This window comes from Vibrio sp. 10N.286.52.C3 (assembly GCF_041468865.1).
Classification (GTDB): domain Bacteria; phylum Pseudomonadota; class Gammaproteobacteria; order Enterobacterales; family Vibrionaceae; genus Vibrio; species Vibrio crassostreae_C.
In genome coordinates, this window is record NZ_JBFRJM010000071.1 from 33,206 (window position 1) to 59,989 (window position 26,784).

At 43.6% G+C, this 26,784-nt stretch carries 39 protein-coding genes; 18 read left to right on the forward strand and 21 right to left on the reverse strand.

The genetic code is table 11. From position 1 onward, the window contains the following. Positions 1-47 precede the first annotated feature (47 nt). On the forward strand, positions 48-674 hold the full coding sequence (locus AB4138_RS21190; protein ID WP_136987123.1) for a hypothetical protein: 627 nt from the start codon (positions 48-50) through the stop codon (positions 672-674). Between the two features lie 332 nt (positions 675-1,006). Here the strand turns inward: AB4138_RS21190 and AB4138_RS21195 are convergent, their stop codons facing one another. The 4 genes from AB4138_RS21195 to AB4138_RS21210 form a co-directional block, all read right to left on the reverse strand. Further along, positions 1,007-1,468: a hypothetical protein gene (locus AB4138_RS21195; RefSeq protein WP_372069100.1), complete on the reverse strand. Its 462-nt coding sequence runs from the start codon at positions 1,466-1,468 to the stop codon at positions 1,007-1,009. Position 1,469: 1 nt separating this feature from the next. Next, a complete protein-coding gene (locus tag AB4138_RS21200; protein ID WP_102305692.1) occupies positions 1,470-1,712 on the reverse strand; it encodes a hypothetical protein in 243 nt (80 codons plus the stop codon). 212 nt (positions 1,713-1,924) lie between these two features. After that, positions 1,925-2,179: a hypothetical protein gene (locus tag AB4138_RS21205; protein ID WP_102305693.1), complete on the reverse strand. Its 255-nt coding sequence runs from the start codon at positions 2,177-2,179 to the stop codon at positions 1,925-1,927. A 61-nt stretch (positions 2,180-2,240) separates the two neighbouring features. Continuing rightward, positions 2,241-2,447: a hypothetical protein gene (locus tag AB4138_RS21210; RefSeq protein WP_081230226.1), complete on the reverse strand. Its 207-nt coding sequence runs from the start codon at positions 2,445-2,447 to the stop codon at positions 2,241-2,243. Between the two features lie 646 nt (positions 2,448-3,093). Between AB4138_RS21210 and AB4138_RS21215 the strand changes: the two genes are divergently transcribed. Beyond that, the gene (locus tag AB4138_RS21215) at positions 3,094-3,453 is read left to right on the forward strand and encodes a hypothetical protein (protein ID WP_372105006.1); all 360 of its coding nucleotides are present in this window, start codon (positions 3,094-3,096) and stop codon (positions 3,451-3,453) included. A 26-nt stretch (positions 3,454-3,479) separates the two neighbouring features. On the opposite strand, the gene AB4138_RS21220 is transcribed toward AB4138_RS21215, so the two are convergent. The 6 genes from AB4138_RS21220 to AB4138_RS21245 all read right to left on the reverse strand — a co-directional run bounded on the left by AB4138_RS21220 (position 3,480) and on the right by AB4138_RS21245 (position 5,863). Further along, complete coding sequence (locus AB4138_RS21220) at positions 3,480-3,731, reverse strand: hypothetical protein (protein WP_372069103.1); 252 nt, start codon at positions 3,729-3,731, stop codon at positions 3,480-3,482. An 85-nt stretch (positions 3,732-3,816) separates the two neighbouring features. Further along, the gene (locus tag AB4138_RS21225; protein WP_372069104.1) at positions 3,817-4,329 is read right to left on the reverse strand and encodes a hypothetical protein; all 513 of its coding nucleotides are present in this window, start codon (positions 4,327-4,329) and stop codon (positions 3,817-3,819) included. Positions 4,330-4,508: 179 nt separating this feature from the next. Next, positions 4,509-4,907, reverse strand: a complete 399-nt coding sequence (locus AB4138_RS21230; protein WP_372069105.1) for a hypothetical protein — start codon at positions 4,905-4,907, stop codon at positions 4,509-4,511. A gap of 47 nt (positions 4,908-4,954) precedes the next feature. Further along, positions 4,955-5,134, reverse strand: coding sequence for a hypothetical protein (locus AB4138_RS21235; protein WP_372128037.1), 180 nt, complete (start codon positions 5,132-5,134; stop codon positions 4,955-4,957). A gap of 54 nt (positions 5,135-5,188) precedes the next feature. Then, complete coding sequence (locus AB4138_RS21240) at positions 5,189-5,311, reverse strand: hypothetical protein (protein WP_372128035.1); 123 nt, start codon at positions 5,309-5,311, stop codon at positions 5,189-5,191. Positions 5,312-5,371: 60 nt separating this feature from the next. After that, positions 5,372-5,863 carry a hypothetical protein gene (locus AB4138_RS21245; protein ID WP_372069107.1) on the reverse strand — a complete coding sequence of 164 codons (492 nt, stop codon included), beginning with the start codon at positions 5,861-5,863 and terminating at the stop codon, positions 5,372-5,374. Positions 5,864-6,037: 174 nt separating this feature from the next. On the opposite strand from AB4138_RS21245, the gene AB4138_RS21250 reads away from it, so the two are divergent. Together AB4138_RS21250 and AB4138_RS21255 are read left to right on the forward strand one after the other, a co-directional pair. Next, on the forward strand, positions 6,038-6,361 hold the full coding sequence (locus AB4138_RS21250) for a hypothetical protein (protein ID WP_154724134.1): 324 nt from the start codon (positions 6,038-6,040) through the stop codon (positions 6,359-6,361). A 41-nt stretch (positions 6,362-6,402) separates the two neighbouring features. After that, positions 6,403-6,921, forward strand: coding sequence for a hypothetical protein (locus AB4138_RS21255; RefSeq protein WP_136987017.1), 519 nt, complete (start codon positions 6,403-6,405; stop codon positions 6,919-6,921). Between the two features lie 48 nt (positions 6,922-6,969). Here AB4138_RS21255 and AB4138_RS21260 read toward each other — a convergent pair whose 3' ends face one another. Continuing rightward, positions 6,970-7,683: a hypothetical protein gene (locus AB4138_RS21260; protein WP_136987018.1), complete on the reverse strand. Its 714-nt coding sequence runs from the start codon at positions 7,681-7,683 to the stop codon at positions 6,970-6,972. Positions 7,684-7,861: 178 nt separating this feature from the next. On the opposite strand from AB4138_RS21260, the gene AB4138_RS21265 reads away from it, so the two are divergent. Further along, positions 7,862-8,077 (forward strand): hypothetical protein, encoded by a 216-nt coding sequence (locus AB4138_RS21265; RefSeq protein ID WP_081230236.1) that lies wholly within the window; start codon positions 7,862-7,864, stop codon positions 8,075-8,077. A 10-nt stretch (positions 8,078-8,087) separates the two neighbouring features. Here AB4138_RS21265 and AB4138_RS21270 read toward each other — a convergent pair whose 3' ends face one another. Next, positions 8,088-8,285, reverse strand: a complete 198-nt coding sequence (locus AB4138_RS21270; RefSeq protein ID WP_081230237.1) for a hypothetical protein — start codon at positions 8,283-8,285, stop codon at positions 8,088-8,090. A 407-nt stretch (positions 8,286-8,692) separates the two neighbouring features. On the opposite strand from AB4138_RS21270, the gene AB4138_RS21275 reads away from it, so the two are divergent. The 6 genes from AB4138_RS21275 (at position 8,693) to AB4138_RS21300 (ending at position 13,227) form a co-directional block, all read left to right on the forward strand. Continuing rightward, the gene (locus AB4138_RS21275; protein WP_081230238.1) at positions 8,693-9,025 is read left to right on the forward strand and encodes a hypothetical protein; all 333 of its coding nucleotides are present in this window, start codon (positions 8,693-8,695) and stop codon (positions 9,023-9,025) included. 57 nt (positions 9,026-9,082) lie between these two features. Continuing rightward, positions 9,083-9,412 (forward strand): type IV conjugative transfer system protein TraL, encoded by a 330-nt coding sequence (locus AB4138_RS21280; RefSeq protein WP_136987019.1) that lies wholly within the window; start codon positions 9,083-9,085, stop codon positions 9,410-9,412. A 62-nt stretch (positions 9,413-9,474) separates the two neighbouring features. Then, positions 9,475-10,143 carry a TraE/TraK family type IV conjugative transfer system protein gene (locus AB4138_RS21285; RefSeq protein WP_372128033.1) on the forward strand — a complete coding sequence of 223 codons (669 nt, stop codon included), beginning with the start codon at positions 9,475-9,477 and terminating at the stop codon, positions 10,141-10,143. Positions 10,144-10,151: 8 nt separating this feature from the next. Then, positions 10,152-11,339, forward strand: coding sequence for a hypothetical protein (locus AB4138_RS21290; RefSeq protein ID WP_372128031.1), 1,188 nt, complete (start codon positions 10,152-10,154; stop codon positions 11,337-11,339). A gap of 12 nt (positions 11,340-11,351) precedes the next feature. Then, positions 11,352-12,710 (forward strand): TraB/VirB10 family protein, encoded by a 1,359-nt coding sequence (locus AB4138_RS21295; protein WP_136987022.1) that lies wholly within the window; start codon positions 11,352-11,354, stop codon positions 12,708-12,710. Position 12,711: 1 nt separating this feature from the next. Then, the gene (locus AB4138_RS21300; protein WP_372069111.1) at positions 12,712-13,227 is read left to right on the forward strand and encodes a hypothetical protein; all 516 of its coding nucleotides are present in this window, start codon (positions 12,712-12,714) and stop codon (positions 13,225-13,227) included. Between the two features lie 56 nt (positions 13,228-13,283). On the opposite strand, the gene AB4138_RS21305 is transcribed toward AB4138_RS21300, so the two are convergent. Next, positions 13,284-13,514, reverse strand: a complete 231-nt coding sequence (locus tag AB4138_RS21305; RefSeq protein WP_086714999.1) for a hypothetical protein — start codon at positions 13,512-13,514, stop codon at positions 13,284-13,286. A 9-nt stretch (positions 13,515-13,523) separates the two neighbouring features. Beyond that, the gene (locus tag AB4138_RS21310) at positions 13,524-14,066 is read right to left on the reverse strand and encodes a hypothetical protein (RefSeq protein ID WP_154724033.1); all 543 of its coding nucleotides are present in this window, start codon (positions 14,064-14,066) and stop codon (positions 13,524-13,526) included. A gap of 393 nt (positions 14,067-14,459) precedes the next feature. Here AB4138_RS21310 and AB4138_RS21315 point away from each other — a divergent pair, with 393 nt between their 5' ends. The 3 genes from AB4138_RS21315 to AB4138_RS21325 all read left to right on the forward strand — a co-directional run bounded on the left by AB4138_RS21315 (position 14,460) and on the right by AB4138_RS21325 (position 16,854). Then, complete coding sequence (locus AB4138_RS21315; RefSeq protein WP_133150982.1) at positions 14,460-14,684, forward strand: hypothetical protein; 225 nt, start codon at positions 14,460-14,462, stop codon at positions 14,682-14,684. Between the two features lie 220 nt (positions 14,685-14,904). Further along, positions 14,905-16,557 carry an ATP-binding protein gene (locus AB4138_RS21320; RefSeq protein WP_372069112.1) on the forward strand — a complete coding sequence of 551 codons (1,653 nt, stop codon included), beginning with the start codon at positions 14,905-14,907 and terminating at the stop codon, positions 16,555-16,557. Positions 16,558-16,617: 60 nt separating this feature from the next. Continuing rightward, on the forward strand, positions 16,618-16,854 hold the full coding sequence (locus AB4138_RS21325; protein ID WP_086714996.1) for a hypothetical protein: 237 nt from the start codon (positions 16,618-16,620) through the stop codon (positions 16,852-16,854). Between the two features lie 187 nt (positions 16,855-17,041). Here the strand turns inward: AB4138_RS21325 and AB4138_RS21330 are convergent, their stop codons facing one another. The 6 genes from AB4138_RS21330 to AB4138_RS21355 all read right to left on the reverse strand — a co-directional run bounded on the left by AB4138_RS21330 (position 17,042) and on the right by AB4138_RS21355 (position 23,475). Further along, positions 17,042-18,172 (reverse strand): hypothetical protein, encoded by a 1,131-nt coding sequence (locus AB4138_RS21330; RefSeq protein ID WP_136987026.1) that lies wholly within the window; start codon positions 18,170-18,172, stop codon positions 17,042-17,044. Positions 18,173-18,174: 2 nt separating this feature from the next. Beyond that, positions 18,175-19,434, reverse strand: coding sequence for a ParA family protein (locus AB4138_RS21335; RefSeq protein ID WP_086714994.1), 1,260 nt, complete (start codon positions 19,432-19,434; stop codon positions 18,175-18,177). Positions 19,435-19,964: 530 nt separating this feature from the next. Beyond that, on the reverse strand, positions 19,965-20,120 hold the full coding sequence (locus AB4138_RS21340; RefSeq protein ID WP_154724030.1) for a hypothetical protein: 156 nt from the start codon (positions 20,118-20,120) through the stop codon (positions 19,965-19,967). A gap of 143 nt (positions 20,121-20,263) precedes the next feature. Next, the gene (locus AB4138_RS21345; RefSeq protein ID WP_372128027.1) at positions 20,264-21,349 is read right to left on the reverse strand and encodes a hypothetical protein; all 1,086 of its coding nucleotides are present in this window, start codon (positions 21,347-21,349) and stop codon (positions 20,264-20,266) included. Beyond that, positions 21,349-22,380, reverse strand: a complete 1,032-nt coding sequence (locus AB4138_RS21350; RefSeq protein WP_081230253.1) for a recombinase RecT — start codon at positions 22,378-22,380, stop codon at positions 21,349-21,351. The genes AB4138_RS21345 and AB4138_RS21350 overlap by 1 nt, the downstream gene beginning before the upstream one ends. A 15-nt stretch (positions 22,381-22,395) precedes the next feature. Next, positions 22,396-23,475: a PD-(D/E)XK nuclease-like domain-containing protein gene (locus AB4138_RS21355; RefSeq protein ID WP_372157500.1), complete on the reverse strand. Its 1,080-nt coding sequence runs from the start codon at positions 23,473-23,475 to the stop codon at positions 22,396-22,398. Positions 23,476-23,681: 206 nt separating this feature from the next. Between AB4138_RS21355 and AB4138_RS21360 the strand changes: the two genes are divergently transcribed. The 4 genes from AB4138_RS21360 (at position 23,682) to AB4138_RS21375 (ending at position 26,299) form a co-directional block, all read left to right on the forward strand. Continuing rightward, positions 23,682-24,398 (forward strand): hypothetical protein, encoded by a 717-nt coding sequence (locus tag AB4138_RS21360; RefSeq protein ID WP_372128025.1) that lies wholly within the window; start codon positions 23,682-23,684, stop codon positions 24,396-24,398. 98 nt (positions 24,399-24,496) lie between these two features. Then, complete coding sequence (locus AB4138_RS21365; protein ID WP_372157498.1) at positions 24,497-25,201, forward strand: hypothetical protein; 705 nt, start codon at positions 24,497-24,499, stop codon at positions 25,199-25,201. 4 nt (positions 25,202-25,205) lie between these two features. Then, positions 25,206-25,817 (forward strand): LPP20 family lipoprotein, encoded by a 612-nt coding sequence (locus AB4138_RS21370; protein WP_081230257.1) that lies wholly within the window; start codon positions 25,206-25,208, stop codon positions 25,815-25,817. 11 nt (positions 25,818-25,828) lie between these two features. Further along, complete coding sequence (locus tag AB4138_RS21375; RefSeq protein ID WP_239917316.1) at positions 25,829-26,299, forward strand: metal-dependent hydrolase; 471 nt, start codon at positions 25,829-25,831, stop codon at positions 26,297-26,299. A gap of 256 nt (positions 26,300-26,555) precedes the next feature. On the opposite strand, the gene AB4138_RS21380 is transcribed toward AB4138_RS21375, so the two are convergent. After that, positions 26,556-26,784, reverse strand: a 229-nt coding sequence (locus AB4138_RS21380; protein ID WP_372182069.1) for a hypothetical protein, incomplete at its 5' end; no start/stop codon positions are given.

Below are 26,784 nucleotides of genomic sequence, written 5' to 3' on the forward strand. Positions count from 1 at the left end.
GTAGCATTCTCACTATTATGCGGCTAAGTAATTCAGGGGAATATCGCATGGAAATGCAGACTGTAGGAAAAGGAGCTATCAGCGTAATTAGCTGTCTAAAAGACGCGTACAACAAGTCCAAAAAACGAAAAATTGACACTTTCATGAAATGTGTAGATGTACGATACGAGTTAATGACTCTTGGTGAGAGAGATACGTTGATCACTTATTTGGACAGTAGTGAAGGGCAGGATCTTCTCTCTGATTATGTAAATAATGCGCTTAATACTAGTAGCCAAACTGTCATAATGGCTTATGCGTTATTGTATTGCAACGATGCTGACTTCTCTTTTACAGCTTCAGAAAAACACTCTATCGTATCGGCCCTTCAGGGTATCAGTGATGAACTAGTTTTATTGTTCGTTGAACTTTCCAAGTTAGACCCTACCCATGAAAATGATGCGTTTAAAAGAGTCTTAGTGACTAACCAAATTGGTTGGCAGATCCAGCATGGTGGGAATCTTTATGTCGATATCGCAGAGTTAATTAGACGAGGACTTCTGTTGTTAGATCCGAAGCCTGCCACGTTTGAAAGCAGTGAGTGGAACATAGCTTTCGGACTATCACCTCTAGCATTACAGTGCGTAAAATTACTTGAAAAAAGTGCTGAGTTGCTAAAAATCACAAACGTTTAAGGTACTTTTACTAATTCATTCTTTGTTAATTTAGTAAAGTCACTGACTCACTTTTGTCCAGAAATGAGTCGAACCTAGTATGATACTTTAATACTCATTTGTAGCTCGATTCATGCTAGGTGTAGCAGTTAGTATGAATCTTTATTTTGCATCATGACTAAATTCATACGGTAGAATCTGGGCTATTCACTGATTTAGTATGAGACTTTATTACTCTCCTACAATTGGTTAAAAAATACACGGGGGTTATACCCCCAAATCCTCTGAATGACAATCAAATAAATGAATATAGTTGCATAATAATTCACTCTAAAAAGCCCTGTCACCAACAATCAACCTAGAAAATATTGTCGATACGCCGTCGAGCGTCGGAACCACATCATCTCTACGCCAACAAAGCGACTCAGTTCACCATAAGCCTGTTTCATTTCACTCATCAAATCTGATGTTATTTCAAAGAGTTTGCAATAGATAACTTCATACTTTCGCTCGTTAAGTTTAGCCAATACTTGATAGGTAGGGTCTACATAGTCGCCATCAGCCAGTTTGAGCCAGCAGTGTTCTATCGGTAGCCAAGTGCCGCCACAATTCACCATCGCAACCCCGTAAACCACACAGTCTGCATTCAGTAAATTCAAAGCCAGAGCGCTGTTGTCATAGCAAAACGACGGAATTGTTACTTGCTCTATGACGGCCAATTTGTCATCAGGAAGGTCAGTCACCGTGACCCCCTCCATGTGGTCAGGATTAACGCAGATCATTTTCGCCATTTCTGGACTCGCTTGAATACTCATACTATGCCCACCACGGTTTGTTGCAGGCCCAAACAATGGTTGCTCCCGCTTCATATTTGCATTGCTCTGCAAAGTCATGAGCCTCTTCTGAATGGCCAAAGCTTTCATCGGTATCAATACCGAACACATCTGCCGCATGACCGTTCAGTCTTACGCCGAAGCCTGTGAACTGATTGGCTTTATCAAGGACTTCATAAATCGTTGCTGTGTTTTCTTCTGTATTCGTTGCTGTATTAATTGACATGATATGAACCTGTTATTGGTTGAGGACAGGTTCATTATGCGTAATGAAATATGCCTTCCCCCCAGAACGAGACGATGGCCAGCAATTTAGGGTTTCAGAGGCATTTACGGGGGGAGTTGGGGGGAGTAAGCGTTGTTAGCATGCCGAGTTTAGAGAGCGCAGTGCCATCTCACACAGACAGTATCACCTCAGTGACAATCAATGACATCAATCTAACAGGTCATGATCTTGTAATGCCCCATTGTCCCTCTTAGAAATTCTTTTGATACCCTCTTAATGTGCTCGATATCCGAGTCGTTGAGTTCCGGGTAGTAGTTGACAACCAAGGCACGCACCGCCGCATCACGACTGACATGGATACCCAAATCTCTTTCAATGACATTCACAAACTCAGGTTTACCTGAACCGCGAATACCTTGATCACGCTTCCGGCACGTCTTGAAGATAGCCCACTCTTTCTTGCTCATCGTAAAGCCCTTATATTCTGGATGCGCTCTGTATTAACGCGACGCGACCTTAACCACCAAATCAATGAATGGGGGTTAACGTCATACTGAAATCAGGTGCCACCCATTGCTTGAAGTCACCGGAATGAACAACAAGTTGAAGCTTATAGCCAGTACAATTGAGCTCTTTTTTAGCAAGCCTCACTAGAGCTAGACCTGTTTTGTCCGTTTTAAATTCAACGGTCTTTGATGTGAATGCCGAGTGCAGTTCCGCTTTAAATGTTTGCATTAAATATCTCACTCTGTTCGTTAGATATCTCCAGTATCCACCCCCTTACTTCCCTCGCCCCCCATTTGGGGTTTGGAGTGATATATGCCCTACACACATTGATCGAAAGGGGGGGGAAATAGTGTGCAGCCATAGAATAAAAGTTCAGGTACATAAACCGTCATTCAAAAACAGGGAGAAGAGCATGAGCCAAACCATTACCGTGTATTCATCGAACTACCATCACGGAAGCAAGTCTGATGGCGTATCGAGCAACGATCTGGAACCGTACATCTCCAACAATTACGCCTCTGAATGGCTATCTAATCTCTCAAGTGCTCCCCGTTTCGTGCGAAAATAAACTCTATTACGTAGCCGTGATGCATGCTGGTGGAAGAAATAAAGTGCGTCTTGGCCAACAGAGAGAGTTTAAGACTCACAGCCTGCCATCGAATCAACGCTCGACATCCACTCCAGGTATGAGCCACCAGCCCTGAGCGCCTTCACCTAAATTCAATGATTTTGTGACATCTTGTGCGATAGGCTTGAGCGTTCCCCGTCAATTAGCAAGCCGTTTTCCTCTCGTAGTTTAGACTACAGCCCGGACAGTTAGGTTAAGGTTCAATTTCGATTCACCAAAATCTCGCCCTGACAGGACACCAACGGTATGAACAGTGTTGAAAATTACGAAGTAGGATTAGTGTTTTTCCTGCTCATCATTAGCTTCATAAGTACATGGGCAGCGGTGATCATGGATAAAGTGGGATTGGTGGAAGTTAGCCTTGTTTCAATGGGATTAGCAATCACGCAATCGTGGGATACGCTCATCAAGCAATTGTACTTGGACATACTGGCTCTGGCTCCTGAGATGGACCCATTCATGAGCGTTTTGGTGACTGGGATACTAACGGCAATCGTTGTTCTCGTGCCTCTTGCTGCCATTTTGTTTAGCCCTTTTCCCTTTATTGATGATAACGGGAAGATCAGCTTAAAATATTTCCTATCGATATTCGCCCGCAAAAAATGAGCCTATCCATTTCGTCCTTAGCAGAATTAAACTAAACCATCGTAAATGTATGAAGCATGGGTGTGTCCAACGATAAAAAAGAAGTCGATGTTCAACGCATCCCTAGACAACATCTCCTCGGTGACAATCAGGCAAGGAACACGAGAGCCATTGCATAGAATGTGTCCTACCTCAAGTTTGTCTTTTTCAGCCTTAACCGCATTAGGATATACCGTTTTTACATCAGCTTCAGCTCGCTGCTGATCTGTTAAGTGACGTTCTACAGATGATTTTTTCATATTAATTTCCTGATATTAAACTTCGCTAATCCAAGGTAATCGACGTGACTATCCACATCGACTGCCTTCATTTCTGCTTAAAGTGTTACAAGGAATCGTCTTGTACGACAGTTCCAATTGTCTGCTCCGTTGTCAGGTTCACCAAACGCATGTCACAGACTCGCGCCACATTTTTAACCAAGCATGCCACCTCATCGTCCGGTCCAGCGTCATATCCGTTTAGATTCGTTCTCAGCAACGCATGAGGCAAAATATCAGCGAGTGGTTGTTCGAAGTCGTAGTCATAGTCGTCTGAAAACATCGATATGGTTTCCGTCAATGATTCAAAGGTGCTGTAAGTCTTAAATACCGGCTGACCTTCACTAAACTCGTTGTAGCCATGAGTCGTGATGATATCCAAGAGAAAGGGCTTCCCATTTTTCGGTACGACCTCTACTGCACCAAAATTAAGGATGCCATCAAAGTCATGACCTTTAAGGGTAATAACCAAGGCTAACTGAGCGATTAGGTTTTGATTACGTTCTTGTTGGCTAGGTACTGTTGATATCGCTGCTTTATCGGTCTGATTCGTTTGAGGTGCTGCAATTACTTGTTCCATGTTCAATCCCTTTTGTTATTCACTTAGTTGCTTGGAATGAGTCTATACCTGCCGCTCTGAATGGACAAAAAAAGACGGGGGGAGTTGAATTAAAATGGGGGGAGTCCAATGACATATGCCTGCGCTTTCGATGCGACTACCTAAGTCCTTGAATGTAAGCCACCAGCAAACATCAGTAGTTACTGAATGGCTAACACATAGTTTGGCAAACAGTTAACACGTAGAGCACGATAGATCGGCGTGTTGTTTTCAGATGAGCTGAATTTCGCCGTTTCAATGCAATAAAAGTGGGGAGCTTGTGATTGATAGGGACAATAGCCTACATATGACGCAGCGTTTGTTTCAAAAGGCTCAAAATCAATTAGCGTACCTCGGATAACGGCATGCACCAGTTTCGATTGCTCGCGTTTAACCCTTGCTTGCCCCTTCTCGCTTACGACAAACTCACAGTCAATCAATGACACTGAGGAAGAGTAGCCAATCACCTTTCCATAAGACTCTTTCTCTCGTGACCGAATAGAATACACACGCATCGTATCGGTGGAGCGATGTAAGTTCAGATACACATCAACTTTCATGTCATGATCTCCAAGGCGTTAAGAGAAAGAATCGAACAAGGTGTCCGTTAGCAATAACGAGCTTCATGAGCAGCTTTGAGTTTTTCCATCAATGACGACAAAACAGCGGCTTCCGTTTCAGGCAGGGAATCACGAGCGAATGCTTCTAAGAACTCGAAATCCAGCGCTTCATATGTAGCATCGAACTGACACACCTCATCCGGAGCTTCAACTGCTGTTCTTTGCATGTCATCCAATAGTTTGCAATGGTCTAGGTATTGCTCGGTCGTTCCATCAAGTAACTATTTGGTTTCAAGCCAATGAAGGAGCCTTTCCCATGCCATGTCTTCGTCCGTGGCATAAACAAGGTATGATTCTGGTTCGAAACCTTCTGCGTGAGTAACGACTAAGTACGGTTGTTTCATGTCTACCTCCAATTTAAAACGTTAGGGACTGGGTGCTGCCCACGTCCCGTTCCAGTTAGGTTATGCCAGTTCGTGAGCGTGCTTTGTCGCGATGTCCACAATTTCGCTTTCGAGGAATTCCTTGATTTTACTTTTACGAATTTGCTTCAAGTTCTTGGCTTTAAGTTGAAAGTCTTCAATGGTTTCCTTGCTGGAGGCAATTTTCGATTCCCAATACTGAAGTTCGGTAGGATCGGATTTCAGCTGAACCTTATATTCTTCAAGATCACATTGAGCGTCATTGACCACCCATAAGTGAGCAAGCAAATCCAATCTCGATTTATCTAAGATATGACTTTTGCAGGCCAGCATCGCTGATCGTTGGTCTTTATGCTCAATGAAGGAAAAGCCTGAATTTTCAGGTAACGAAGGCATGATCACTTCTACAACCTCATTGCCTTTACTGTCGTAACCACCATCAGCACTTGGGTACTTCGATAGCATTAGAACGCCGCAATATGCGATCTCATCATGAATGACTTGATACCAACTGTTGCCCCAAAACATTGCCATGAGATTTCTCCAATCTGTTGTGTGTGATGACAGCTAAAGAGTAGATTCGACCTATCTCCCCTCCCCCCACTCACTGTGGCAAGTCAATCGCTATCTACCGTGCTAACCAATACGGGGGGAGCCCTTACATTCATCCACTAAAGTATCTCTAAACCGCAATCACGGAGATGCAGCATGAACAACCTTACTTTTGAAACTTGGGTGGAATCCTTTAAACCAATCATCAATGAGAATGGGGGTAGCGCCATCTTCCTTGATGAAAAATGCATCTCATTCGAAACCTATGGCAACGACCTAGAAACCATCAAAAAAACCGACGCCAGTCGAGTTTGGACGATCATTGAGATTGACGTAGATGAAGAAGAGGATGAGCTGGGGGAGCCTATCGACAGTAAATGGGTGATTGTCAATGGATGCCATTGGGTTAACCGAGTTGCCTACATCATTACTCAAACGCCATGGCAAGACGGCAGTGACTACGAGATCACTTACGACTGATACAAATCACACAGACTCCTGAAAGGCAAAGAGAGGCTAATATGGACATGAATAATCAAAAAATCGTCGCTAACGATCTACTCAAGGCAAGAAGTACTGCTGATCCATCAATCGTATTGGAATGTGCTGATGGCAAAGTACGCATTTATTCGTTCCCAATCTCAGACCAAGACAGCAAAGAAAAGATGACCATGGCGCTGCGCGTTCTTATGGGTAAACTCAACGTGCTCAAATACACGTTCGTTCTAGAAGCTTGGATGAGTACCAACCCAGACATCAAACCTTCGATGTCGCCTACACGACAAGAGTATATGGTGTTTTTGATCAATGACCGTGTAGACGAGACATGCACATTCTGGCCGATTCAAAGAAAAGAAGATGGCTCTGGCTTTGTCACCGAAACACACGATGTAAACCAAAACGGACAATCCGGTCTAATGTGCGATTTGTTTGACACTGAGCCGTATGAAAAACTCAGTTTTACGAAAAAACGAGCGATCGACAAATTGGTTCTCAGACTACTGAACATGCGTGCAGAAGCAACACCAACCTTTCATTAGTTTGGTTGTTCCCATGTAAAAAGAGCACCATTGTGTGCTCTTTTTCAGTTAGGCGACTTGTGGGAACTTCCTTTCCGGTTCGCCATCTCTCACCAACTCATAAAGCATTGGTTCATAATGGTTTGTGGCCATCAGTATTAAATAGACGGGAACACCTTGGTCATACAGTGATTTTTGAAACACTTTGACTTCTTTCACTGTCATTGAAGCTGTGCGTTCCCTCATCATTCGCGCTTCACTGACCATGCTATCCGAATAAAATTGCCCAGCCTTGGAGTTGACCTTCAGGTATGGTTGAATGCGCTTACCCAATCGGTCTAACAAGAATTGGTCACTAAAACCCGACTGCTTCAATCTCAGAACCTTGTCCTTCAGTTGTTTCCTTCGATCAAAGACGTAGCGCTTTTGTTCATTGACCAATTGAGCGGCCTTATCCGTGAGTCCCTTTTTGTTTTTGAAAATACCATGCCTTGCGAGTCCCAATAACTCATGTTCATTCACTGTCGTTGATGAGGGCGAACCATCAAGGTTATACCGGGTATAGCAAGCTTGATAGCAATTAATCAGCGCCAGCTTGTACTCTCTGCTGGTGAAAAAACGGTCCAGAAAAAAAGAAACGTCTGCCTGACTGAACGATTGACACAACGTTTCTTGCAAAGCGGCACCAGCTCCGATGGCAAGAGGTTTGAGAGGCTTTCCTGACAAAATGGGAAAGCGTTTGAATGCATATTGTTGGATTTGCTCTTGAATAACACGATCCATGTTTACCCTCTTCGGTTGTTCCATACCCTCATCATTGTATCTAACTGAGTTTACAGATTGACAAATAGCGAGAGCAAAAGACGAAATTACCCAACTCAACAAAATGGACTGGTAAATTGCTAAACTGTCATGGTTTTCGTCGTATAACAAAGTTAGTGCATAACTAGCGAGATATAGTATGACGCCTGAATTTGAAGCAAAACTCGACCGCTTGAATAAACTTCGAAAAAACGCAATGAAAAGCAATGCGTTCTCGGATGCTGCCAAAGAACACGAAAAAGCCATCCAACAAACCGACAGCCACTCCCCTGCCACCACCAAAAAGACCAAAAAGAAAGGTCCCAAATCATTAGCGGAAATCTACAAACCGCATACACATGAAGAAACCCATTAGATAATGGAATCTAAGAATGGGCGCTGCTGGTGGTATTCGCGGATACCCAATCTTTGATATACGCCGAAAATGCACTCTGGTCAGAGATATGCCCCGAGCAAGCCGGTTGACCCGTAAACTCCGCTTTTCGTTTAGCAATAAAAGCCATGAACTCCCAATTGGTGCCAGTTGGACACCATTGTTTGAAAGCCAAATATCGTTCATTCATGATTCTTCTCCTCGGCAGAAACGCTGTCTATTGATAGTAACGTCCCCTCGTCAGAGTACCTAGAAACCTCCCCCCGTTTGGTATCGCTGGTGGTTGAAATCATCGCCATCGAAGCCCTTTCTATTCTGGCTGCAGCTCTGTACTCAGAACCCGTCATCCGCCTGAAATATGAAAGTCACAGATGGTCGATGCATGGAACTCAATAAAGCATATTGATTGTCAACAATGAAATTTTGAATAAATCAAGATTTTGCCACATAAAAATAAGCATAAATAACAGGTGCTTATGTAAAAAAACAAATAAACCTAAAAAAACGGCTCACTATTTGGAATTCAAAATTAGGTTACCTGCAATGATTCAAGGGCCTACTTAAAAGGTATTTACCGGAATTATTGGAGATATTTCTATGCAAAATACAATCAACGTCAATGATGTACAAAAAGTAGATTCAAAGACGACATACCTCGGCTTAATTACATTCGCGCTTATGTTTTTTACCGTCTCGGCCATTGCCGGTTCAGGTGGTGATGCGTTCCAAGGCCTATTTGATGAACTAGTGAGCTTTGCTGAAGGTGTTCCTGGACAAATTATCGCGTTCTGTTCTTTCGCAGGGATCATCATCTTCTCAATGGTTCGACCAAACCTTATCGGTCTTGGTGTTTCTGTCATCATCATGCTGGTGCTGGCGCAACTTCAAACCATTATCACTACCATGCTAACTGCCGGTCTTCCGGTATAAAGCAACAGATGTCTCTGGGCCTTATAGAAGAGGCCCAGAAGTACATAAGGGGGTCATATGAGTAAGTTAGACATCAATAATGATGCTCGTCCTCAACTACCGAACAATCAAACCTATGTGCCACTTCGAGTAAACGACAAACAATCGGTGATCGGAATGGAGTCGGATACAGCGGGGATTTTGCTTGTCGGTATCGCTATCGGACACATCAGCAAGAACCTGTTACTTATCGGTGGAATTGCCATTCTTTTCGCTCTCGCCTATTCATGGGTCAAAGATAACTATCCCAAAGGTCGGCTCAAACACATGTTGTGGTGGGCTGGAATCATTAACTTTAAATCCCGTAAATCGTTTCCAGAAGCATTTAACCGTACTTATTTTCGCTAACTCTTTGTAGCGATCCGTTTTTAAATTCTATGTGTTGTTTTAGCAAAAGTTTGAGGTTTGCTATGAATATATTTAACCGTAAAAAAAAGGGGCAGGATGAGTCTGAACTGGAGCATGATTCAGATTCGAATGTCCAACGTTCTTGGCAAGCAGCCATCGACCACAGCAACAAAATGACGAAGATGATGGGGCTGTCCATCATTATCTGCGCATTTCTAGCGTTTAAGGTAATGACAGCGAAACCCATCACCGTTGTTACCCCGCCTAATTTCTCTGAAGAAATTGTCATGATAGGCAACAAAGCCAACTCAGGTTACAAGAAGCAATGGGGCATATTCATTGCCAGCATGCTTGGTAACGTGAATGTCCGTAATGTGGATATTGTCTTAGATACGCTCAAACCAATGCTCTCCATACGAGATTACGATGCATTGAATGAGCAAGTGATCAGTCATGTGAAAGCTTTAGACATCAGGGACCAAGTGCAAGAGTTCAACGTATTAGATGTGTTCTACGATAACAAATACGACAAAGTGATTGTTTACGGCGAGCGTAAGCTTACTGAGCGGAAGAATCGCGGCAATAAAAACGATGAACGCCGTGCAGTACGCTGGACATACGAACTCAAGATTGCCAATGCACACGGTAGTCCAAAGATGAAGTCCATTGACCAATACGAAGGCGCTCCGCAGATAGAACGCAATCGTATCGAACGCAAGCAAGACAAGTAGGTCCCGTTATGAAAAATTTACATCACCTCGCTAGATATACGATCTTGCTTTGTGCCACGTTATCATTCGGTGCAATGGCAAACCAAAACGTCATCCCTATTGAACCTGTTGGCTCGAAAGTGGAGCGACAAACAACGCAACCAGAAAATAAAGCTGCTGTTGCAGCAATGGTTGACCAAGTAGTCAAATCTTTACCGACCGATAAGCAAGAGTCATTAAGTCAATTCACTCCAGTCAATGACCCAGCTGCGAAGCAACCTATTGTCAGCACAAAATCCGTCGATGAATTTGGAAGAGTCACCCAATCAGACAAGAACGTGATTGTCGCAACACCACCAACGGCCCAACCACCGAAACCTTCTCTGACTGCATTCGAACGTATGCAGCGACAAATGGCGAAAAAGTTTAAGCCGGTTCAGAAGTACAAACTACGCCCTTCAGACAATATTACGTTGCCTGCAGCAAAGTACATTCTCAACAGTATTCGCACCTCTTTCAAAGAAATTAACATTCGCAGTTCAGATCCCAATGTTGTCATGAAAGTGGATGGTAGCTTTATCTATTTCACATCTAACAACGATGCCCCTTTTAATATCATTATGTTCGAAAAAGGGGTGCCTGAAACCCAAGTTAACTTAACGATTTGGCCACTTGATGTCATGCCTGCAATGGTACAAGTCGATGTCCTATACAACAAAGCACTACAAGCAAAAGTGAACCGCGTATTGGCGTCCAAAAAACAGGATAAAATTGAGCAAGAAAAGCGCATTAAAGATATGGAATCTGAATTGGCCATTGCCAGTGATCCTGAAGTTAAGTCATCTCCATACGTCGAGGGTATCAACAAACTGTTTGCGCAAACGGCAGGAAAAGCAACACCTACAGGTTTTGACTTACAGACCAACATTCCACGAGACGCGTTACGTCCTTGTCGATTTGGAACATATGCAGAGACGAAACAACGTTTAATATCGTCTCGACGAATCGTGGACGTTGTATTGGTTAAAAACGTTACGAATCGAAATGTGGTTTTGCGAGAGCAGGATTGCTGGGTAGATGATGACGTGATCGCAACGGGTATCTTAAACAAAGCGACCTTAAAGCCATCAGAAAAAACCGAAGTATACGTATTGCGCGACCGACTGTACTACCAACGTATGCATTCTCGCAATGAACGTCCATCACTTCTGGATTAATCGAGGTGAACCATGAAGATTAACTTTAAAGAGCTTTGGGAAACCAACAAAAATTTCCGATATGGGGTGATTGGCGTCTGTATTGTTCCTGCCGCCTATGTAGCGATGCAATTTATTCATCCGGGCAAAATTCAACGACCGAACGCAGACGCGAATAAAATCGAAAAAGTGTTCATGCCTTCGAGCACACGTACCCAACTAGAGAGGGAAGACGTTGACGGAGTTCGTGACGCCTTAGTTGAAATTTCGGCTATCGATAAAAAGTCGTCGGCACGTAATGACAATTACCAGTACGACCTGTTAAGACAAGAGGTCGATGGTCTTCGTCAAAAAATGGCCGATCAAGATGCTGAGATTGCCGAATGGAAGTCAGGCAAACGACAATTGGAAAGAACCAACTATGATCCGAACCAAATCCGACAAGGCCGCCAAGTCGTTGTAGATCGACACGGGAACGCAACGGAAATCACTGTCGACACTAATGGCGTGCCGAACCAACAAGTGAGCCAGTTGCGCAGCTCCCCTCCCCCAGCTCTTGCAGGCATTCGAAGTGTCGATGAAGGGAATGATGCGATTTTGTTGCAAGACGGGCGTGTAAAAACCTTAGTAGAAGCGAACCAACTGGTCGATGAAGATGAAATGTCAGAGGCGCAAAAACGTGAGGCATTGAATCAGAAAGAAATGGAGTTGGCTGCAGCCTTGAAGAACTATCAGCAAAAACCTGAGCAAAAAGGGTATTCAATTTCATTGCCAACCACCAGCCTTGTAACCGGTACTTTGCTATCAGGCATGCAAGCTCCAACCAGTATTGGTTCAGCGAGAGAGCCCCTTCCGGCGGTCATGCGCATCAAGACAGATGCACTGTTGCCAAATGGTTATCGTGCTGACCTAAGAGACTGTCAGGCACTATTATCCGGCATTGGTCAATTGTCAGACCGCAGAGCCTACATGAGACTAGAAAAAGTGGTCTGCATCGATGAGGACGGACTCACGGCAGAAGCAGCGGCGCAAGGCTTTGCTACTGGCTCTGACGGTCAGGCAGGGATTCCAGGCACGTTAGTTGCTCGAAACGGTGAAGTATTGAAAGGCTCCATGTGGGCGGGTTTCTTTTCTGGACTGGCACAAGGTATTGCCCCATCAAGGGTGCCGGGTGTCGACATCAACTCTGACGGAACAGGCTTTCAAACACCCGATCTAGGGACACTAGGCACCTCGGCTGTACTCCAAGGTGGCGCCTCATCTTTGGACCGCATTTCGGAATACTACGTAAAAATGTTGGAAGAAATCTGGCCAACCGTTGACGTACCAGCAATGCAAGAAGTGACCTTCCTACTTCAAGCCCCTTTAAAACTGACGTTTAAGGAGATCTAATATGGCCACTGGTGATAATGAAAAGAAAAATGACCAACCAACTGAGGCGTCGAATTCCAGTCAGGAGCTTGAACAACTCATTGAGAAGGCATCAAAACCAACAATGCCCGACGAACCTAAAGGCGACGAAGAACCGACCGTGATTGAAGCAACGCAAACGCAAACGGAAAGTAAGACGTCAAATCTATTGCCGAAGATCATCTTAGTGTGGTTAATGGTCCTATCAGGGGTAATGGCTTATGCCATGATGGTGATCGACAAACAAAGTGAAACGTCATTAAGACAACACCCGATTGTGTTTTACCCGTTTGGTAAAGCGTTTTCGGCCCTTAAATCTCAGGGTTATGATTTTGCTGCTATAGAAAAATATAACAACAACATGATCCAGATATTGAACTCTGAAGGGAAAGTGGTGCTACCTGCAGCTAGTGTGCATGGTCAGTTACCAGATTCTCTTGTTGTTAAGCTAATGTCCGTCGATGAAATGAACAGGCTGGCTTCGCAACAATCGGAGTAACAAAACCAATAAAACTAGCAAACAACACAGCTTGGCCACTTTCACAGTGGCCTTTTTTAATGCACTCCACTCGCGGCATCCATCGCACTCAAACAGATCGTGTCATACTTCGTCTTCATCACATTGACTTTGGTTTCTGCTCGAACCGCTCTGTTATATGAGGCCAACACCTCTTCGCTAGAGTCTTTCACCAACGCCAAGATCGCTTTTTTCTGAGTCTCTGTTAAGTCGGTGGCCAGCAACGCGTCGATGCTTTCATCTATACGATCAAAATACTGAGCTAACATACTTCCCTCCTAGTTAATTTCATTTTGAATATTCAATAGCAAGTGACGACAAGCATTGTCTCTAAAGCGAACGTAGTCCACGGGTGAACCAATACCATGTCTAAGCGCATCTAACGTTTCCCGAAGGACGACGACCGGCATGTCAGGGTTTCGGCACTGTAGTCCATAGAAGTCGAACTCAAAAACCGTCATGTTTGCTTCGTCGATCTGATAGCGCCTTGAGATATCTTCAATACGTGTAAATAGCCCATAGGCATCGATATATATCGTTTTCCCTTCAATATCGAAAGCATTGAGGTAATGAAGGTCAACGCCATACTCAGACAGAATCACACCTCGAATCGGGAACCGGCTACGTTCTCCAGCCACAATCAAACCCTCGCACAAGACATAACATTTTGAATGAGCGAACTCGTCAATAAATTCAGTGGTAACTGGGCTTGGCTGCTCACACAGATATTGGATGTCACTGAGAGACAATGAACGCATCACATCAATCAGCTCACGACATCCATGGCTATGCCACATTACCCGCTTTACTTCATTCTCCATTGCTGCTCCCCGGCTATTCGTTGAATTCAATATACGACGTTTCCCATACCTGGCCTAGCAATCTCCCCCCACTTAGTACGTAACCCACTGAACGAGAGCTCGAAACATGTATTTTGGATTCGTTAATTGCCATTTATTTCAGCCCCATACGCTAGATTGATACGGTTCAACCCGAAAACATCATCACTAGTATTAGTGATCGTTTTCTCCAAGCTGGAGAGCTTCCAATTCTCCCATGCTATGCATGTCCTTACTGTCAATGCACTTTGACACCAACAAGAGTTACCCACTCGCATTACTACCCGTAATTAACCCCAATCAACGGTTCAAAACACACACCTCTTTGGTGTTTTTTATGTACCTGCGATATCACCTACCCGTGAGGAACTATCCATGAAATTAAGCACTTTGTTCACCATACTATTTGGTTTAACGACGGTTTATTTCTGTATTCACCCTGTTCTTGTCGTTCGTAGCACAGACTTCCCTTCTGCATTCCATAATGTGGTCGAATTCTGTGAAACATGGCGTCATGTTTTGTTGATCACCCTACTCTCTTGGGCTTTGGCAGGCATAACACTTTGGCTAACATTTACGATTCACAAACACAGAGTTTAACCCCCTGTTAGAACCTGGTACTTCCACCAGCACTTAACAAACCTCATTGTCCAGCAATGACAACGAACCTCATCCAATCGGATGAAACTTCCCGGTCAATCGTTCCCCTTCAGGCATTTATGTCTCGTTGAATGCGCTTATAACCGGCTTGTAACCCCTTGTGATGTGCTCACCCAGCGCTTCGCAGATTCATTACCTACCCTATATCGAGGATAAGACTATGACTAACTCAAACAACTCAGTTCAAATCAAAATTAATGAAAACAATTTTCTTTCGAACCTTGGTGCGATTTTTTCCAATACCGGAAAAGTGATCAATGAATTGATTCAAAACGCTTCCCGCGCCAATGCTACAACCATATCGTTTACCACATCAGTCGAAAATGGCCGTGCCTGCTTAACGATTCTGGACGATGGTTCGGGTATCGCAGACATGCAAAAGCTTCTTTCTATCGCGGAGTCAGGCTGGTCAAGCGATGTAGACAAATGTAATCCATACGGAATGGGATTTTTAAGCACTCTCTTCGCGTGCGAACACATCAAAATCCAAAGTCAGAATCAAATGCTTTCATCAAGTACTGAAGACATCGTTTCAGGTGAATCTATCGAGATAGAAGACAGCCTGCACGGTAACGGTACATTAATTGAAATGGAAGGCGTTACTGACGCTTTGTTTAACTATCTCACATCGACTGCTTATAACCGAGAAATCGACCAAGTTGGTGCAGGTTATGACATAGATGTGGTACTCAACGGGAAAATACTCGCTAAAACACACTCAAGAGTCGTTCTGGATGACATAGGTAACTTAGTTAAATCGAAGTTCAGCTTCGGCACTATTTATTTTAATCCCGAAATCGACAAACTGAGTTGGATCGCTTATCTGCAAGGTGCTTTTATAGCGAATAACTATAACTCTGTGCAATCACGCACCTTACAACCAGATCACATCGTTCATTTGGATGATAGCGTTAGGGCAAGAATGCCGGATCGTGCTGAGTTATTGGACTCCGAAGAAATTAAAAAGTCGATTCACGTTGAAATGAAAAAGCTAATGCAAAATTCACTTCAACAAAAGCTTAATGAGCTAGGTTCTGAAGCATTCGCGGCAAATTCCACACTCTGGAAATGCGCGATAAATTATGCGCCTGAGCTTCTTAACGATATTGATTTTTTAACTGAGTCTGAGATCGAAGAAAGCACAACTTACGAGCTCGCACTCGCTGGACATGATGCCGTAACACATAGCCAACTTGAACAGCCGATTTCTCGCACTGATGTGGAATCATCATTACTCTTTGCATTTCCAGAACGTGAAGAAGAATATGAAACCATCAACATCAACTACCTAATGGGTTTGGACAACGTGGTATTTGTTGATACTCAGAAATTGCATAAAGACCATTGGATCCACAACTGTACTATCCGTTACGTTGAAGATTTGAAGGTCGATATCCAATTGTCTAACCCTAGCCCAACAGAGATACTAAATGGGTTTTACTCCATCTCTATCGTTCTATGTGATGAATACACGCTGTCCGGCGAATACGGTGATGTCATCATTAATGATGATGCAGCTGTAGCCTCAGATCAAACATTGGTGATACCCGCCAAAGAAGATCTGTCAATGGCTTTGCGTATTTATGGAAGTTACGAAGATGAGTGGAATTGCTATTGTGAAAGCGATATGGACCGCGACATTTATCTGCTTGAGAAATTGTATATGAAATTAAGGGCGGAAAGTCCTGAAGTTCTGATCCAAAGAGTTCTCGATGATGCGTTCATGGGATCTGGATTGAAAAACACACTCAATAACCTGAAATTTAGTATTTCGTTTTCAGGAACTGACATTGTAGTTACCGAAACTAAGTAACCACACTAACCCGCCAACCTACCTGTCTTTGTACGGTAGAACACCAAGTATGGAGTTACTATGAACTCATTTACTGACTCCCTCATCGACCATTCTCATGAATTGGGTCGGGGATATGGTCCTTACGCTCAAGTCGATATGTTACACAATATCCTTGAGTTAATTGGCCCAACTTTGGATAAAGTTAAATTGCAGGAACTCATTAACAGTGTAGGGTTTATTGAAGCCCTAGACTTAAAGAGTGAAGAAGATAAGGCATTTGTATTAGGGCAGTTACAAGACGCTCTTAATCAATAACTTATCGTTATCGGAAGCTCCCATCATATGGGAGCTTTTTTTTTGAATCCACAATAGACCGCAGAGTCGAGTTCGTATCGTGTTATGGCACAGCCCTTTCATTACATGGCTGCTTGACCACCAGCATCAAGAGGTAATTATGCCACTGAGTTTATAGTAGGACGCGTCCTACTACCCAAAAACCGCCCTAACCAAACAAAGTTTTGCTGAACTCTTCCAATTGAGCAATCTGCTCAGGCGTTGCATTGTTCAGTTCAATTTTCGACTTTGTTTTACTCACGACTTGGAATGATACCGATACCTTCCCATTCTTTGCCCACGATTGAGGTTCCTTATTAATGCCCCCCAATTTAGGAGAAACAGGACTCCAATCTTTCAACCGTGCAATAAGCTCTTTGTTCACTTCCTCTGCATTCATGGCTTCGAATTCTGAGCGGTTTTCGTCAATCCATTTCGTGAAGGCACTTTGCTTATCTTCACTCTCTGAAACCGTGCCGATCAATTTACGAAGGAACTTGGCATCTCGGCTACTAAAGGCATAGTTTGAAAACAGGCTCTTCAGACTGTCAGGCATCGAGTAGATAGCGAGGGAGAGTGAGATGTCTGATTTTTCGTATAGACGTTCTTTCTCTAATTTGTACGCCGACCAATCATTCACTTCCATCAAACGAGAATAGAGCTTGCCCTTTTCGTAGTAATTGAAAGACGTTTTGATGTCAGACGACGCCACCAGCCAGGTAATGGTTTCAGGTGTTGGGATTTGATCTAATATTTCAAAGTCCAGCCCCACTTTTTTATCCATGGCAATATCAGTACGACATGAGCCATCCACGACATAGATCAGGCCATCTTCACCTTGGTAAGCAAGTACAGGTGAAATTTGCATACCGAACTCGATTTCATCACTCATCTTGTTGAGTTGAATCGTATTGCGGCTCGACTGTTCACGAACGTTGTCCACGTCAATCCTAACCAAAGTCATAATCTCATCGTATGACAAGGTACGTTGGATAGCACGGTAGCTTGTACCATCAATGGACTTAATCTCACGACCTGTTTGCGCAAAGTCCAGCTTCTTAGTCTCAGTTAAAAACTCTTGGAGACTAATGCCGCCCTCCTTTAGTGAAGCTTCAATGGAAGCCAACTTCCCCTGTGCTAAGGTCATAGTGGTTTCGCGCTCATTACCACCCATGAAGGCTTGGGGCTTGCGTTGTGAGCTCGACACACTCTCCACTTCAGGTTCAGTGATTGAAGGTGATTCTTGTGCGGCCTTAGCAGCGTTGGCAGCAGCGATTTTCTTTAGACGGTTATTGGCCATGATTATTGCTCCTCACCTTTGTCCTGTTGTTTCCAAACGTCCGTTATCAGCTTATGAATGTCGGCCACGACTTCTTTACAGTTCGCCTGTGCCGCTTCTAACGCTTTGCCTTTCTTACTGTCCATTGACCTAGAGAATTCGAAAACACTGCTATGCTCAGACGCACAACGTTTTACAGCTTCACTGTGTTTCATTTTGGTCGACAACACTGCATCACCAAACTGACTGACTAGAGCATTGAAAATGTCCAGTTCCGAGTCACTGCCCTTCCAATTGGAAATGACAATCTTCGCAAAGTCGTAGCCTTGATGACCTTTAGCAATGAAGTTACCAATGATGCTATCCAGATATTGAAAGTAGGCGCAGGTCGCATCGGTATCATTATGTTCCGCCTTACACGGAATCAGCACGCTAGTCGCAGCGAAGTAACTGTTCAACGTTGCAAAACCCAATGAAGGCGGAGTATCAATCAATATGATGTCAAACTCACCATCGAGTGCATCTAAGATATTTTTCAAACGCGTTGTAGGGTCAACATTCTGCTTCTTCAAATCGTCGCTGGTACTCAAAGATTCCGTGTCTCTATCAGACTGGGACGCAGGGATAATTTTCAGATTGGGGATGAGCGTATCTGAAACGGCGTTGCGCACATCGTCTTGAAACGTCTCTGTATTAGGATCAATAGTCATCAAGTCGCCAATGCTGGTGCGAGCGTCAGAAATATACTTAGCTCCATTTCGCTCAATGTGTTTGGTTTCGTGTTTATGCACTGGAGGGTAGAAACTTGTCAGAGTTGACTGGCCATCCATGTCAATAAGACAGATCTTGTAACCAACATGATAGTTAATCGCCAAACCTGTTGCTATTGTATTGGACAGTGACGTTTTAGATACCCCGCCCTTTTGGTTTTGAACGGCAATAATCTGCGTCTTTTGTTTCGCTGTTCTTTGGAATGGTTTGTGTCTTTTCTTAAGAACGGTGGTATTCGGCATGTTATCGCGGATCAAGTACAGCTCTTCAAGAGTCAGGTAGTACTGAATACCAACCTCAGCATAGCGTTTAGGATCGATACCTAACGCTTTCGTTAAATCGGTCAATACCTTTTGAGAACATTCGAGGTACTTCAATGCCTCAGCTTGTGTGAAAGAACGAGGTTGCTTTTCATTTGTTTCGCGGCGCAATTCCAAGAATTTAGCACCTCCGTCCCCAAGTTCGTCAACTAATTCAAGCGTCTTGAGCTGTTTCTCTGTCATTGTTCCCATAGCAATATCCACCAGTGGCCTGTTTGAAAGCTAGTATGAACCAATATTAAAGGTAAGAAAAGATATAATAAGTCAATTTTGGATAAATTCATTGAAATTCGACTTACGATAAAGTTTTAAACTAATGATGTACTTTTCTGCAAAAGATAGGGGAACGATAGAGGAAAAAACAAAACACAACAAAAACAACAACTTAAAATAGTAGGACGCGTCCTACTATTGTACTTATCGGCCATGTTGTGCAATTCATAAACGAACGTGAGTAAGGAGTAATGGGTTTGAAGCCACCACTAACATACGAAAAGTCAGCTCTGCGATACATAAACGCGGGAACTGACTGAATGTTAGGCTTCAATGTATGAGAAAGAAATTTTGTTGTAGTAGTGACCAAACAGGTGTGATGAGAATGTGGAAATGCCAACAAGATGAAAGCAAACCAGAATGAAGCTAGTCACACTAAACAATCAAAATCTCTTACTATTCTGTCATGATGACAGATTGGAACACGGGTAAAATGCCGGAGATATACTCTACGACACTTGCTCCATTAGGTATTCAAAAGCGGTTTCTACCTGTGCTTCTGTCATCGAATCAAATTCAAAGCGTTCCATCGATTCAATTAACTGACTGGGTACAGGTTGTGTGTCGTGATCAGAGTGAGTGCTCGGCACTTTAGTTGTATTCATGTATCTATCACCTTCTTGTCTTTGATGAGTAGATACTAAATCAACAAAACACCCCCTCCCCCCATATTGGCGTTAGGGAAGCATAAACAGGGGCCGAGAATAGAAAACGGGGGGAGATTGGCTTTGAGGTGCAGCACCGAATATTAAATTTTCGTCTCTAGCTGGCTTGAAGAGGACTCTTCATCGAGACAACTAGAGTGGAATTGATAGCTAAAGACTTTCACTAATTCTTGCTCACGAAAACTCGCCACAACAGCAATTTGGTAACCCATCGTAAAGAAGTCGTCATAAGAATAAGGGATCTGTGTTAATCGCTCACCGGTATCAGTAAAGCCAAGTACCCATGTATTGGTGCTTGAATCGAAATCAATGATGGTCAGTAGAATTGAGCGTCTTGCATCGAATCGATACACAGAATTGGTGGCCATGGAAAAGGCAAACCCAAATTCATCGTCCATAGTAGGTTCAGCCGGGACACGAGCATCAGCAAACAGCTTACAGGCAGATAGCTGACTAAGGAGAGCTTCAGAACTGCCTTCTACTTTATTGAAGAAACCAGATATCGCTCCGAGGAAAGTATACCCGCGTTTATTCGCCATCTTTGCAAGACCAGGTAAATCAGATTGAGCTTCACTGTCAATCAGAATCGCAATTTCTGTCTTCACCACCGTTTTTCGCCATATCGGTACTAACGACATCCAATGGCTCATAGGAAGACCGGTATACCCTTGTTCAGTTTTCAACGTTGCAAAATATCCAGAATCCACAGGGTAAATTGTCAGAACAGCAAGGGTAAAATTACTTGTGCCAGAAGTAGGAAAAAAACTGGAATCTGAATTGAAACATGTCGTCGAGTCAACGGAGAGGATGTCGTTATCTATCCAAGACATTGACGCCTCGGGAACTCGAAAACGGACCAGAACATCTCTTTCACGCACTGCCTTATATTCCTTGGGAAGACATAACATAGACATATGTGGCAAGTTAATGTCATCAGGATGTGTTCGCAAACTCTTCACGACTTGCTGGTGGATATACACATCGGCCTGCTCTTGAGTACACTCAACTTCTTTGACAGAGCCGGTATCGCTGCGCTTAGTTTTGTAGATCAGTTTTTTGGAGCGACCACTCACTACAGAATGAGTGAGGAATACATTCTTCTTCCCTTGCGTGATGATATTCGCAGTAGGCAGTCGCTCAGGTTCGTTGTAAGTTTCAGTGTTCGTCATTAGTACCCCCACCCGCCCATAAAGCCATCAGAACCAAGAGTGGTTGGCGATGGGTTATCAGTTGACGGTTGTTCTGTTGCATCTTGAACCGGAGGAATAAATTCCATTTTTGGTCCATCAGTGGAACCTGCACGCTTAATCAAATCAGCAGCAGACTCACCTGTGTGTGTAACTACCTTCGAAGTACACACAGTATTGGTGTTCTTGATTGGCTGTCCAAAGGTGTTAACAGGAACGTTGTTTTGGTTTGAACTTAATAATTGCTTCTCTTTCTTTCCACGAGCGATCTCGTGGTCCATGGTGGATTTCATGTTCGTCCACATATTATCTTCTACGCTCATGAGCGTTTTAATACGACTGCGGTAATGAGGCTTATCGAAACCGAGTTGATTGAACAACAAGCGCATCATTCTACGAATTGCAGATTTCTTACGCATCTGACCAACAAATGCAGTATTCCAAACCGACTGGTTAGAACTGAAACTCATAGCCGCCATAAGCTCGATCTCATCCAACTCTTCACGGGATAGTGCTTCACAATAAACATGCCCTCCCAGTGTCTCCCCAACAGCATAAGCACATAGTAAGTCCCCACTGGCATAGGCACCTTGAGAAGTATGCTCAGGCAGTGAACGAGAGCCATGATAGACAAATTGGTCATTGCTAAAAACTTGATCCGCTGTAACTTGCGCCATTTCACCTGACTCGAACGCTAAGTGAATCAGTCCGTGGTATGTCGGCATAAATTCCAACACGAAGAAATTCGATACATAATCGTGACGATACAAAAAGGTGCCGTGATTCAAGCCTTCCTCAACAGACAAACCAATGGTCGCTTGGTTCAGTATGCTCCAATACACTGAGTTCGCATCCATATTAGAGGTAATCGACTCACCAAAGCTTTCCAGAATGTATGCCACATATTCCAGCTCTAAGTCTGTATCAAGACCCGATTGGTTCTCAGCAACGATAGTCGAAAAATGAGGACGTGCAGCCTCGACTGCTTGTAATACTAGTGATTGATTAGTCATGATAGCGCCCTCCAATTAACGGCAGTACTTCGGAATAGTGATAGAAGTGATTCCTGATAGATTCACGCGTTTTGTCCATACGCCTGTAGAAAGGCAAGTCGCCAATGTATGTAGCCCATCTTTGAACTTAATCATCGATTCTTCCTTTCTTTGTAAGTCATAGACTTCACATAAATCAGCATCGACATACTCAATGCATGCAAACAAGAAGGCACCCAAGTTCACCTCAAGCAAGCTTGCTACGTAGGTATAGAACGCTTCTTGAATGTGATATCCCAAGTTACCCGCTTGCTTGGCAAACGCATCAGGGTCCGTACTCGCAGTTGTTTTTACATCAACAGCAATACAGTCGAAGCGTAGCCAGTCAAAGCGACACTTGAGCCACAAGCCAGTTTCTGGGCAGTGAGCGATAAAGGAGATCTCTGGTAACCCATCTTGAATCAATGCATCTGCATCAACATTATCTCGACATGTTTCGTGTACGCGGTGTGCATCGTCCCAGACAATGGCATCAATCGCTTTTTTACCTTTATGGATAGCCTTATTGTTGTGCTCTTCTAAAACCGTATCCCAAAATTGCAGGGTCGGTTCTACTGCCAATAACTCTTTCATCAAACGCTCTTTATTGGCGCTTTTTGGCACATTAGGGATGTTAAGCTTCTCAACAAGCGCTTGCATTTCTGCGACCGTTCTAAGGGCATTTGGGTAATCAGCTGGCACAATATCGCGGTAATAGCGGTCATAGAACCCATGAGGCTCTAGGACCAACTCATGACCATAAGTGCCTGCATCAAAGGTGCGTTGCAGCGACTTCGACACGGTTCTACCACGGTCAATATCGCTTATGTATTTTCTGTAAAAGTGGGCAGGGGATTTCTTTACAAGCAGTTTCAACTGAGATGATGAATACGCGGGTAGGGCATGGTAAACCTCGTTCTCCATACCAATGTAAATCCCCTCGATGAGCTCACCTTTTTCATCGAGCCAGCTCGGGGACCCATCTTTGTTGTATGCCTTAAGCACATCACAAGTACTACCATCAAATTTGAATGGAGTAACCGAATCTCTTAGCGAGCTAATCATTTCAGTAATCATAATATGCCTTCTTAAACTTGTTTGTGATGTTATGAATATACATCACGAAATCCATTTTTTAGTAGTAATCTCCCCCCACTTTGAAAATTAGCGAATTCTCCTTGAGCCCTTATATATCAATGTCTTTGAAAGAAATCCTAACTGTCTAAACCAGTCCAAAATCGGTGTATAACCAATGATGACAGAATCAAAAATGGACATCGAATATGCTAGGTATGAACTATGTAATTCCATACGCCAAACACAGAACAAATACTGGCAGTGGCGCAGGTGTGCCGTTGATATTGAAATCGAAAGGGCTCGCAAATGGTGAAGGACTTTATGGTGATTGCTTTAACTTGCCGATAAAGCAAGGCGGGGTGTGGTTGAAAGAAGCCGAAATGGAATCAATGCTCACGAGCACGCTGGTGGAGCTCGGTAAGATACCGAAGAAATTTATAATCACCCGGTTGAACTTAGGACCAAAGGCTGTTCCTGATGAGTTGTTTCTCAATATCTTTGCGAGACATCCTCTGCCCTCAAATGTGAAGCTCAATGGTGTTTGGGCAAGAACGCTTACCCCCGAGTCGCCGTTTGTACTTTCTGTTATCGACCTTCGTGGCCAGAAGTGTGAATTATCCGTGACGGAAAAAGTCAGCCTGCTGCTGGGCAATGTATCCGGAGAAGTCGCGATACTGTCAGACTCCCCTTATACGACCTTTCCAAAGTGCCAATATCAAGCCAAGATGCTGAACGCGGATTATGACAATGATGGCCGTGTAGCTGGGCGGCTATTGAATTTTGAACAGCTACAGCTTTCTAATGCGGCTGCGCTTTTGATCGATGAATCTACGAAACCAGAAAGACTTCAACAAGTTCTCCATTGGTGTGAGTTGTATCAAATAAAGGTCCGAAAGATAGACGCACGGCACGGTCAACAATAAATATTGCCAATTAACGCCCGAAAATTGGCTCTTTAATTGAAAACATCGTTTGAGGGAAACGTTACCTTATTACCGTCTTTACGTTTATTGGTAACTCTATGATCCACTTCCTAACTATTGCTGCCGCCATTTGGGTACTTAAGTATCTGATGGAGCGCTTCCAAAAGAGCAGAGTACTCGTGTTTATCACGGGAATAGTTGGTGTACCTTTACATGAACTCGGACATTACCTGATGTGCAAATTGGTTGGGTTTAAGGTAACCGAAGTGAAACTGTTTCAAATGCCGACTCAAGATAATCCCGTGCTCGGCTACGTAAATTACGAATACCCAATGACCATCTCCGGTTCAATTCGAAAAGTAATAGTCAGTATTGGCCCAATTTTCACAAGCATCGTCGCACTGTATTTCCTCTCACCACAAGTGACACCGTATCTTTTTAATAACAACACAATTGACCTAACGTTGTTCATGAATAAAGCAGGGTGGCAACAGTGGTTTCTCATCTGGGTTTTATCTTCAGTAACACTGCACATGCTTCCATCTCTCACTGACATCAAAATCGCAATGGCTGGCTCACTGTGGATTGGGGTGTTTACTTATGTCGGCTTAATCTACGCAGCTTCACACACCACAACCGTTCTAAGCAGCGTCAATATCTATCTGGAAGAAATGGCAGGTTTGATGAGTGTTGGGGCAATCATCGCAACGGTCCCAGTCGCTATAACGCTACTTCAATTTATTTTCTCAACGATGAGTTCGCGTATGTATAACAAAAGCGTTAATTCATTAAAAAGAGACTAGACCAATGAAAATGACTCAAAAGAAAACATTAGCTGCGTTCATGATTTCAATCATGGCAGTCGGTTGTGCATCTAACGACATGACCAAATTGGAAGTAGAAAAGGCGAAGCATGACGCAACGGTTGACCGTGTGGATGAGACACTGAGTAACATTCCATCTTGGTACATGAAACCACCGAAGTCTAACGGTGAAGGCTTTTTTGCAGCCGGAACAGGAATGAGTTCTGACTTAGACATGGCGGTAACCAAAGCGAAGATTAACGCTGAGTTCGAATTGGCCAAGAAATATCGCCAAATCGTATCGGGCAGTGAACGTGCGTACACATCAGAAACAACCAATTCAGCAACAACGGAAAGCAAAGTCGTATCGTTGACCGAAAAGACAATCGATAAGCTGGTGGCGAACGCACAGCTCTCTGACTATGACGTAACGGATACAGAAATTATCCGTGAAGGTACTCAGTACCGCGTCTACTTATTGTCATTCATGCCATACGATTCGAACAATGATGGCAATGATGACTTATTCCGTGACGTTCGAGCAGCAAGCGACATTGCCTTTAAAGACTTAGAGCGTCGTGTAGATAAGGCAACAAACGGCAACGCTGTTGAGTAGGGTGGTGCCGTGTGAAGGCCATCAATCATCAAATAACAACAGCAAGCGCCTATTACATCTGCATGAATACCATGCAAGACACATTCTATTGGATGTCATTTGCAGGTATGGGTTTCGCGATGTTAGGAGCATTACTGCCTGACATTGACACCAGACATAGCAGGGTAGGGCGCATTGTTCCGTTTTTGAGTATACCGATTGAAGGCATTCTCGGGCATCGAGGAGCGCTACATAGTTTACTTGCCGCGTTCGGGCTTTGGTTCTTATGTGCGACGTATGAGTTTCCTTGGGCATACTCGCTGACATTTGGCTATATAGGTCACCTGGTGGGGGATGCTTGTACCAAATCAGGCGTCAATTTCTTTTGGCCGATCACTACTCGGTATCGAGTGCCGCTGACGCCAGCAAGTAATGGCTTCTTTGAGGCGGTAACGACTGTTAGTTTTTTTTGTTTAGCGATGTACATCGGAGTACAAAATTAAAGTGGTGAAGATTCGATCAATTTCAATTTGGTTGACCTAATAGTCAAGGCAAACAGTCATATCAATTTCAATTTGGTTGACCTAATAGTCAAGGCGAACAGTCATATCAATTTCATTTTGGTTGACCTAATAGTCAAGGCGAACAGTCATATCAATTTCATTTTGGTTGACCTTGCAGTCAGGGCGAACAGTCATAGATGGTTGAACCACAAAAGAACAACTGGTAAACACAAAACTGTTGAACACATGCTTCTATCTAACTGAAAAGAAAGGGGGAGACGCTTATATCGGTATGGATATCAGATTTAAGTTGAGTACGATTCATATCTGTATCAACTGAAGACTTCGTATAGTCACGCTGTACAGTCATATTAATTTCAAATCGAGACACCATATAGTCACGCTGTGCAGTCATGTCATTTTCAAATGATGACATTGTATAGTCACGCCGTGCAGTCATGTCAGTTTCAAAAACTGACTCGGTA